General features: G+C 62.8%; 8 protein-coding genes, 3 tRNA genes and 1 pseudogene (1 of these 12 running past the window's edge). 10 read left to right on the plus strand and 2 right to left on the minus strand.

What is annotated here, in order from left to right:
- From HMPREF3097_RS00750 to HMPREF3097_RS00780, 6 genes are all read left to right on the plus strand, one after another.
- A tRNA-OTHER gene (locus HMPREF3097_RS00750) sits at nt 1–26 on the plus strand; it begins 48 nt to the left of the window's first position.
- Between the two features lie 121 nt (nt 27–147).
- Nucleotides 148–1,524, plus strand: coding sequence for a hypothetical protein (locus HMPREF3097_RS09825; protein ID WP_246821148.1), 1,377 nt, complete (start codon nt 148–150; stop codon nt 1,522–1,524).
- Between the two features lie 53 nt (nt 1,525–1,577).
- On the plus strand, nt 1,578–2,132 hold the full coding sequence (locus HMPREF3097_RS00765; RefSeq protein WP_070760142.1) for a hypothetical protein: 555 nt from the start codon (nt 1,578–1,580) through the stop codon (nt 2,130–2,132).
- 224 nt (nt 2,133–2,356) lie between these two features.
- A tRNA-Asp gene (locus tag HMPREF3097_RS00770) sits at nt 2,357–2,430 on the plus strand.
- Nucleotides 2,431–2,451: 21 nt separating this feature from the next.
- Nucleotides 2,452–2,524: transfer RNA gene (locus HMPREF3097_RS00775), tRNA-Phe, on the plus strand.
- 153 nt (nt 2,525–2,677) lie between these two features.
- Complete coding sequence (locus HMPREF3097_RS00780; RefSeq protein ID WP_070759603.1) at nt 2,678–2,971, plus strand: GNAT family N-acetyltransferase; 294 nt, start codon at nt 2,678–2,680, stop codon at nt 2,969–2,971.
- Between the two features lie 135 nt (nt 2,972–3,106).
- Here the strand turns inward: HMPREF3097_RS00780 and epsC are convergent.
- Nucleotides 3,107–3,679, minus strand: a pseudogene (gene epsC / locus HMPREF3097_RS00785) (serine O-acetyltransferase EpsC); the annotation flags it as partial.
- Between the two features lie 224 nt (nt 3,680–3,903).
- Nucleotides 3,904–4,839, minus strand: coding sequence for a cysteine synthase A (gene cysK / locus HMPREF3097_RS00790; protein ID WP_070759599.1), 936 nt, complete (start codon nt 4,837–4,839; stop codon nt 3,904–3,906).
- Between the two features lie 215 nt (nt 4,840–5,054).
- On the opposite strand from cysK, the gene HMPREF3097_RS00795 reads away from it, so the two are divergent.
- From HMPREF3097_RS00795 to murA, 4 genes are all read left to right on the plus strand, one after another.
- Nucleotides 5,055–5,828 (plus strand): enoyl-CoA hydratase-related protein, encoded by a 774-nt coding sequence (locus HMPREF3097_RS00795; protein ID WP_070760144.1) that lies wholly within the window; start codon nt 5,055–5,057, stop codon nt 5,826–5,828.
- Nucleotides 5,829–5,903: 75 nt separating this feature from the next.
- Nucleotides 5,904–6,479, plus strand: coding sequence for a DUF2505 family protein (locus tag HMPREF3097_RS00800; RefSeq protein ID WP_070760146.1), 576 nt, complete (start codon nt 5,904–5,906; stop codon nt 6,477–6,479).
- Nucleotides 6,480–6,815: 336 nt separating this feature from the next.
- Complete coding sequence (gene ramA, locus HMPREF3097_RS00805; RefSeq protein WP_070760148.1) at nt 6,816–7,691, plus strand: acetate metabolism transcriptional regulator RamA; 876 nt, start codon at nt 6,816–6,818, stop codon at nt 7,689–7,691.
- Between the two features lie 128 nt (nt 7,692–7,819).
- Nucleotides 7,820–9,076, plus strand: a complete 1,257-nt coding sequence (murA, locus tag HMPREF3097_RS00810) for a UDP-N-acetylglucosamine 1-carboxyvinyltransferase (RefSeq protein WP_070760150.1) — start codon at nt 7,820–7,822, stop codon at nt 9,074–9,076.
- The last annotated feature ends 242 nt before the right edge of the window (nt 9,077–9,318 follow it).

Raw genomic sequence — 9,318 nt, forward strand, 5'->3', positions numbered from 1 at the left:
CGCGAGTTCAAGTCTCGTCAGGGTCGCAAGATCAACCCCAAGCTCTTCGGAGCTTGGGGTTTTTGCTTTCCCACTTTGCGTTTTTCGGCCAAACCTTGGTGCGCGGGGAAGGCGGTTCTGTGCCGGCAGCCAGGTAATCTCTTGCTCATGAGTTCGTCCAAGACCTCGTCCTATCACCTCTTCCGCCGGTGGCGGGGTGCCACTTTCACCAAGCTCGGGCTGCTCAGCGAAAGCATGTCCGTGGCGACTGCTTCGAAGCTGGTTTCTCCTCTCGCGGTACTCATTCCAGTCCTTGCAGCCCTCGCGGAAGCTCAGGTGCTGACGGACTCCGCCTGGTGGCTGACGTTGGGTGCCGTCGTGATCGGCGTGCTGCTGTACTGGATTGCGACGATCGGTATCGAAAACCGCCAGCGTTACAACTATGCCGTGCGCTCGCGGAAGGAGCTCACGTCCCGCAAGATCGCCTCGGCAGGCCTTTCCGACTACCAGCGTGAGCACGATTTCGAGAAGCGGGAGGTCGACGGGCGCCCATACCTCGCCTCGGACCGAGTCGACGAGTTCATTCAGGACGGTGGCCTGGAAAAGCCATGGGAGTTCTCCTCCTATAGGTACCGGCTGCCGAAGGGGCTGGAGCAGTTTAAGTATCTGAACCTGCGGCGTCACTACGCACAGGGGCGCGCGATGTTTAACGGGAAGCTGTTGGGGATGGCCTGCGACCCCGACTGGACGAGCCGTGTCGTTCAGCTGCACCCCATCGGCTACTTCGATCACATCACGTCGAACCTCGTCGTCGACAACGTCTACTACACCCCGGGGTACGACGAGTTACTGTTCGACGGCAGCTCCATCATCGTCAACAAGGACGACGGTGCCCTCATCGATCTCATCGAGAGCAAGGCCGCGAACGTCATCGGCTCCTCGACCTTGGTCCTGACATCCGACGCGCACGTGATTATCGGCCAGCAGGGCTCGCTGAGCGATAACTCGCAGGGCATGCTCATCCCGTCGGGGTCCGGTTCGGTGTCGCTGAACGACAGCTTCTATGCGGAGACTTTTGCGGACATTGTTGCTGGTGCGGCGCAGCGCGAGTACTTCGAGGAGGCTGCCGTTCCGGGTGCGCAGGATTACCTACGAAAGACGAAGTCCACCGGCGTCTTCCGAACACCGGACAGTGTGACCGTGCCGGTACCGATCGCTACGCGGCCCATCGCTTATATGCGCGATCTGACGCGGGCTGGGCTGCCGGACTACTTCAACCTGTCCTATACGCAGCTCACCGCGGAACAGGCCATCGGGAAGCAGGCCTTGCGCTCGGAGAAGGGGCTCCAGACGGGGATGAGGGCTGAGCGCCTGCAGCCGGATGAAGACCTCGCGCAGTGCGTGGATCGGGTTGTGAAGAACCACCGGGCTGAGGGTGGCGCGGTTTCCATGCAGATGGAGATGACCCGGCATGCCCTGCTGCAGATGCGTGAACGTGGGGTGCTGGGAGAATTCGTGAGTCATCTTCAGCGGGCGACTGCCTAGCTGAAGATCGGCAATGGCCTTAAAAGTTCCAAAGGCTGTGCCAGACTCCTGTTATGCACCTCAACCGAAGCTTGTCCCGGCGGCAGTTCGGCGTCGCTCGTCGGGCTGGGTCCTTCCTCGCCGCGCTCAGCTTGCCACTCCTGCTAGCTAGTTGCGCCGGCGAAGCTAGCGATTCCGCAGCCGATCGCCCTACCGTGACTCAAACGATCACCAAGGCTGGCCCGCCGCCGTCTGAATCTCAGGGGGACGCCTCGCAAGAGCAGAACGAGGGCTCGGGCGACGAGGATAAGGGGGCTGAGCCACAAAAACAACGCGCGCGACCGAAACCGCAACGCGTGAAGAAGGGGGAGTGCCCCTACCTTGAGCCCAACTCGAACACTCGCCCCGGTGAAATCGTCTCCACATACTGCGATGGCCGATGGATGAGGGCTGGGCGAAGCTCCACAGACCACCTGTGGGTCGAACGTTTCGATGGCACCGAATGGGTTGAGGTGGAAGCCGACGGGGTGACCACCTCCGGCATGCACGGACCGTGTTTCTCCGATGCTCGGCTGCGAAGCCTCGGTGCGCCTGAAAAGCTGATCGACATGGTGACCCTCTGCGAGTAGCTCTCCGGGGCTGTCCGTTTCAGGCGCTGGGGGTCTACGGGGTCCGGAGAGGCCGGCGCCTAGCGGGTGCCTAGCGGGGCGTTGATTGACTCTAAAGTGCTTCACAAGGCGCTCCGCGTTCCCCAGTAGAAAACAGTCTTTACCTGGGGCGATGGGGCGGGGTTGGTTGTCATTTGTGCTTACGTTAACCGCTGGGTATAGTTACCACTCGTGCGATAGCACACGGCCCTGTGGCGCAGTTGGTTAGCGCGCCGCCCTGTCACGGCGGAGGTCGCGAGTTCAAGTCTCGTCAGGGTCGCTGTGAAGCCTAGAGCTTCTCGGCCAGATAGCTCAGTCGGTAGAGCGTTCGCCTGAAAAGTGAAAGGTCCCCGGTTCGATCCCGGGTCTGGCCACATCCCAAGCCCCATCCCCACGGATGGGGCTTTTTTCGTCGTGTCCCGAGTTCCCCTCAAGTGCCTGACGTAGTACCTATTCCGGCGTAAAATCGCAGGTTCAAGGCCTGCCCCGCGCGGTGGGCGAATCCAACCCAGCGAAAGGGGATTGCCATGACCGCATCCGATTCCCAGCGACAGGTCCGCAAGGAAGCCGACCGCTTCGTCATTGAGGTGGACGGCGAGCAGGCAGGCTTCGCCGCATTCGAGGACACCGACGGTGTTCGCGACTTCAACCACACCGTCGTGGACCCGGCATTCCGGGGCCAGGGACTATCAAAGCCCCTCATCGCAGCGGCATTGGATGCCACCCGCGAGGAGGGGCTGAAAGTTCGCCCGACCTGCTCGGCCGTGGCGGGATTCGTCGAGAAGAACCAGGACGATTACGGCGACCTCGTCGTCGAGTAGGTCCTAGACGGCGCCGTCGACGTCGTTATCGGGGCTCGACGGGGCGGCCTTCGAGCCGTCGCCACCGGCCGCGCTCTGGGGCTCATTCGCGGTATTTTTTCCCGCGTCGCCCGATCCCTCGGCGGGGCTCCTCTTCTGCATTTCCGCGACCCAGTGCACCGCGTCCACCAGCGGGGTGCGCTGGTCCTTCTGGCGCGGGCGCACCTTCGCTGGGATACCGGTGAGGATCGAGTCAGCGGGCGCGTCCTTCGTCACGACGGCGTTGGCACCAATGGCGGAGTTATCGCCAATCGTGATCGGGCCCAGCACCTTCGCGCCCGCGCCCACAGTGACACCGTTTCCGATCGTTGGGTGGCGCTTCGTCTGAGTTAGTACCTGTCCGCCGAGGGTCACCCCGTGGTAGAGCATGACGTCGTCGCCGATCTCCGTCGTCTCGCCGATGACGATGCCCATGCCGTGGTCGATGAAGAAGCGCCGACCAATCGTCGCGCCCGGGTGAATTTCGATGCCCGTCAGGAAGCGGGTGAACTGCGCCAGGATTCGCGCTGGCCCCTTCCAGCCGCGCTTCCACATCTTGTGGGACACGCGGTGCGCCCAAATGGCGTGGAGCCCGGAGTACACGATGGCATTTTCCAGATCGCCTCGTGCGGCGGGGTCGTGCAGGCGGGCGTTCTTCAGATCCTCCCGGATCGTGGCAAAAATGCTCACGCGCGATCCTCTTTCTTCACATCGATTTTTTGCTCCCTGTGCTGCCGGGTTGGGTGTCCCAGCGGGCCATTTCATCAGTTGGAGGGAAGCATACTGCATCATATGCAGCACGCCACCGCCGTGGCGTATTCCCGAAACTTTAATTCCGGATGCCAACGGCGGTGGCGTGCAGAGGTTGAGCGGGCTGGATCCGGGGTTCGAATGAGCCCGGATGATTGCCTCTGTTAGTCGCGCAGGTCCTCGAAGAGCAGGGTGGAGACGTAGCGCTCACCGAAGTCCGGCAGGATCGCGACGATGGTCTTACCCTCGTTCTCCGGCTTCTGAGCCTCCTGCAGTGCGCCCCAGACGGCTGCGCCGCCGGAGATGCCGCCCAGGATGCCCTCGGAGACCGCGAGCTCGCGGGCAGTCTTCACGGCCTCCTCGAGCGGAGCGTCGATCACGCGATCGAGGACATCCTTATCGAGGGTCTCCGGGAAGAAGTTGGTGCCCAGGCCCTGGATCTTGTGCGGGCCGAAGCGGCCCTCGGTCAGCAGCGGGGAATCCTCCGGCTCGACGCCGACGATCTCGATGCTCTCCTTCTTCTCCTTCAGGTACTTCGCGGCGCCGGAGATGGTGCCACCGGTGCCGATGCCGGCGACGAAGATATCCACCTTGCCGTCGGTGTCCTCGAAGATCTCCGGGCCCGTGGTCTCGTAGTGCTTCTTCGGGTTGGCCGGGTTCTTGAACTGGCTAGCCAGGATGGAGTTCTCGGTGGACTCGACCAGCTCATTAGCCTTATCGACAGCGCCCTGCATGCCGGCGGAACCTGGGGTGAGCACCAGCTCGGCGCCAAGAGCGCGCAGCATGATGCGACGCTCGTTAGACATCGTCTCTGGCATCGTGAGCACAACCTTGTAACCGCGAGCCGCGCCGACCATGGCCAGTGCGATACCGGTGTTACCGGAGGTTGCCTCGATAATGGTGCCGCCCGGCTTCAGTTCGCCAGCGTCCTCGGCAGCCTGAACGATAGCCAGACCAATACGGTCCTTCACGGAGTTGCCTGGGTTGGCGGCCTCGATCTTCAGCAGCACATCAGCCTTGTAACCCTCGGTGAGCTTGTTGAGCTTGACCAGCGGAGTATTGCCGATGAGTTCGGTGATGTTCTCGTAAATCTTTGCCATTTTTCTGGTTTACCTTTCCTGGTTGCGAATCAGCCTGAAGTGAAATAGACTGATCTGTCTACCCGTTATGATACCCGCCCTTGGGGTTGTGAGGCAACGGTGAAGACGGGAATTGGCCAAGCTGGTGACGTCCCTAACAAAAATGGGCACAATGGGCAGCGGAAGAAAACAGCGAAACAGCTTCATCCGCATACCCCAGAAGAAGAGAGGTCACGATGAGCGAGAACGTCATCCTCACCAGCACCAATAACCGCGTCGCCACGATCCGACTCAATCGCCCGGAGGCGCTCAACGCGCTCAACAGCGAGCTCATGCACGCCGTTGTGGACGCGGTTGAGGGCTTCGATCAGGATCCGAATATCGGCGCAATTGTCATCACTGGCAGCGATAAAGCCTTCGCCGCGGGCGCTGACATCAAGCAGATGCAGTCCGAGACCTACCCCGAGATCCGTCAGAAGAAGATGTTCCTGGAGTGGGAGCGCGTCGCGCAGGTCTCCACCCCAATCATCACGGCTGTCAATGGCTTCGCGCTCGGCGGCGGCTGCGAGGTCGCAATGATCGGCGACATCCTGCTGGCGAGCGAGAAGGCCAAGTTCGGCCAGCCGGAAATCACCCTGGGCATCATCCCGGGCATGGGTGGCACCCAGCGCCTGACCCGCGCGGTGGGCAAGGCTAAGGCGATGGATCTGATCCTCACAGGCCGCATGATGGATGCACAGGAAGCGGAGAGCTCCGGCCTCGTATCCCGCGTGCTGCCCGTCGAGGGCTTCGACGAAGCGGTCCAGGAAGTCGCCGCCAAGGTTGCTGGCATGTCCAAGGTTGCTACCACCGCCGCGACCGACATGGTGGACGCCGCCTACGAGACCACCCTGCGCCAAGGACTGCTCAGCGAGCGCGATGCCTTCTGGTCCCTGTTTGCCACGGAGGATCAGAAGGAAGGTATGGCCGCCTTCGTGGAGAAGCGCAAGCCGGAGTGGCAGCACCGCTAAGGATCGCCGCTCGTCCGGCGGTTGCGGGATGAGCGGGCTTAGGCTTTGAGAAAACGCCGGGGCACACGAGGAAACATGGCTAAGAAGAAGACCTTCAAGAGGACGATCGCGCTCTCGCCAGCAGAGGCGCACGGAGTGTTGAGCAGCGAGGAGTACCTGCTGCACGTAGACCAGCCCACAGATGGCTCCACGGTCGAGATTGTCGACTCGGACATCGCCCGGACTCCGGAGGGGCAGGTCACAGCCCAGCTTCAGGTCGAGATCACACCTGCAGGAGCTGCAGGCGAAGGCGCCGGGGCGGCTGCCGAGGCGGCCGACGGGGCTGCGGGCGAGTCGGGCGAGGGGCAGCCGAAACAGCTGATGCGTCTCCAGCAGACCACCACGGTGGAACCGCTGACGGGGGAGACCTGCGTGGCCGAAACCGCCATGCCCCTCCCGCAGGGGCTGGGGGAGATGCGCATGCACTTCACCTACACGCCTCAGCGCAAGGACCCGCAGTCCAGCGACGTTGTCATCGAAGTATCGGTGGACGTGAGCGTCCCGGTTCCGATGGTCGGCGGCATGATCGCGCGCAAGATCCTGGGCGATGCGGATAACACCATCGACAAGGGCTTGGCGCGCATCGAAGCGGAGGGGCTATCCCGCCGCTAGCGTGAAGAACCGGGTGAGCGGGGTCCAGCGTATGGATCCTGCTAACCGCCTGTGCGTTCCCTGATGAAGGGCTTGGCGTACGGGCGGTTTTCGCTTTAGCGGGGGGATTTTGGGGGTAGTTAGCGGGTGATCTATACTTTGCTTGACTACCTGCTAACCCCTAAAAGGGGGAGTGTTTGGTGGAAAAACTTCGGCCCGTTTTGGCGCCCCGCGCCGGCCGGGCCGCTGAGTAGCAGTGCCAGGAGCATCGGCCGCGCTAAACCGGTGCTCGTGGTTGGTCGCTGGGGAAGCGCCGCGCCCTGCGCGGTGGACTTCCCACGCACAAGGGAGTGATCCGTGGAAAAGCGGCGTCTTAGCGATGACGATCAGGCAGTCCAGAAGGCTCTGGACTACCTCAAGGCGCAAACGGCAATCCCCGTCACCATGTACGGGGAAGTCAAAAGCCCGAAGAAGCTCCAGATCGTCAACTGGATCGGGCTTCGTACCCCCGCGTTGGAAAACCTCGAGGTGGTCAGCGCAGCAGGCGTCGGTGGACGCGTTATGGCCACCCGGCGTCCGGTAGGTGTCTCCGACTACACCCGAGCCAAGGCCATCAGCCACGAGTACGACTCCCTCATTTGCGATGAAGGCCTGCACTCGCTCGTTGCCGTGCCAGTGATCGTGAGCCGTTCGCTACGGGGCGTTCTTTACGCCGGCATCCACTCCCGAGCTCGCCTGGGGGATAAGGTCCTGGAGGAAGTCACCATGACCGCCCGCTGCCTCGAGCAGGAGCTCGCCATCAACGAGGCGATGCGCGAGCGTGCCTCCGGTGAGCCCGCGCAGGCAGCCTCGGAAGGCAAGTCCGCCGAGGACGCCCCGAAGCCCTCCGGCTCGTTGAATAGCGCCGAATGGGAGCAGGTCCGCGCGACCCACTCCAAGCTGCGTATGCTCGCCAGCCGCGTGGAGGACGAGACCCTCCGCCGCGACCTGGAGGCACTGTGCACCCAGATGGTCTCCCCAGTCCGCGTCAAGCAGACCACCAAGTTGTCTGCCCGCGAGCTGGACGTCCTGTCCTGCGTCGCCCTCGGCCACACGAACGTCGAGGCTGCGGAGGAGATGGGCATCGGCGCGGAAACCGTGAAGAGCTACCTGCGCTCCGTCATGCGCAAGCTTGGTGCCCACACCCGCTATGAGGCCGTCAATGCTGCCCGCCGCATCGGCGCCCTGCCTTAAAACACCGCTCTGCTTTAAAAACACAGTGGTCACGCGGAGCCTCCGCCGTCCCGCTTGATATCCGGGCCACACGCCACGGGGCGTCGGTCGGCAGCTCTGGAAGGTTTTAACGCGTATCCTTGGCTGTTGTGAACGACAGTTTTGTGGTGAATGGAGGCGCCCGGCTGCAGGGCGCAGTGAAAGTCAGCGGCGCGAAAAACAGCGTGCTTAAGCTCATGAGCGCCGCCATGCTCGCCGAGGGCCGGACCGTCCTGAAGAACTGCCCGCAGATCTCGGACGTCCCCTACATGGCGGACGTCCTTCGGGGCCTCGGCTGCGACGTCGAGCTCGACGGCGGCACCGTCGTCATCGACGTCCCGGCGGAGATCAATCACGACGCCGACTTCGACGCTGTCCGCCAGTTCCGCGCATCCGTCGCCGTCCTTGGCCCACTGACCGCACGCTGCCACCGTGCGCGAGTCGCTCTCCCCGGCGGCGACGCCATCGGCTCCCGCCCCCTCGATATGCACCAGACCGGGCTGGAGACGCTCGGAGCCACCACCCGCATTGAGCACGGTTGCGTGGTTGCAGAGACCAGTGGCCTGCACGGAGCTGAAATCAAGCTCGACTTCCCCTCGGTCGGAGCGACGGAGAACATCTTGACCGCAGCGGTTCTGGCTAATGGCGTCACCGTTTTGGATAACGCGGCCCGCGAACCGGAAATCGTCGACCTGTGCAACATGCTCAACGAAATGGGCGCGAAGGTCGAGGGCGGGGGATCGAACGTCATCACCGTCACCGGGGTGGAGAAGCTGCACCCGGTCGAGCACGAGGTGGTCGGTGACCGCATCGTCGCCGGCACGTGGGCGTATGCTGCGGCGATCACCCAGGGGGACGTCACCGTTGGTGGCATCGACCCGCAGCACCTGCACCTTCCGCTGGAGAAGCTCAAGCTCGCCGGCGCACGCGTGGAGACCTACCCGACTGGCTTCCGCGTGGTGCAGGAGTCTAAGCCCACCGCGGTGGATTATCAGACCCTTCCTTTCCCCGGTTTCCCGACTGATCTGCAGCCGATGGCGATCGCGCTGTGCGTGGCCTCGGAGGGGATGAGCGTGATCACGGAGAACATCTTCGAATCCCGCTTCCGCTTCGTCGACGAGCTCGTCCGTCTTGGCGCGGACGCCAGCGTCGATGGTCACCACGTGGTTATTAGGGGAGGACGTCAGTTGTCCTCTGCGCCGGTGTGGTCCTCGGATATCCGTGCCGGGGTGGGGCTGGTGCTCGCCGGGCTGATTGCCGATGGTGAGACCGAGGTCCACGACGTCTATCACATCGATCGTGGCTACGAGGACTTCGTCGGCACGCTGCGTAGTCTCGGCGCGGACATTCGCCGGGTGGGGCGCTAGAAGCGCAGGCGGTTACCGCTTAACGCGGGGCATAAGCATCGATACCCTGGGTCAGAATGAACTCTGACCTGGGGTTTTGTGTTTGTTGTGGGGTGTGTGTAAATTATTGATCTGCAAGGCCGCCGGCGCTGATGCCGGGTGGTTGGGTTCCCCTTCGGTCTTGTTTCCTTATCGCCATTGTTTCGATGGACGGCAAGTAATCGAGAGTTTTCCTCCGGTTTGCTTCTGGTTCATGTGGGTGA

It is taken from the genome of Corynebacterium sp. HMSC27B11 (genome assembly GCF_001815985.1).
Taxonomy (GTDB): domain Bacteria; phylum Actinomycetota; class Actinomycetes; order Mycobacteriales; family Mycobacteriaceae; genus Corynebacterium.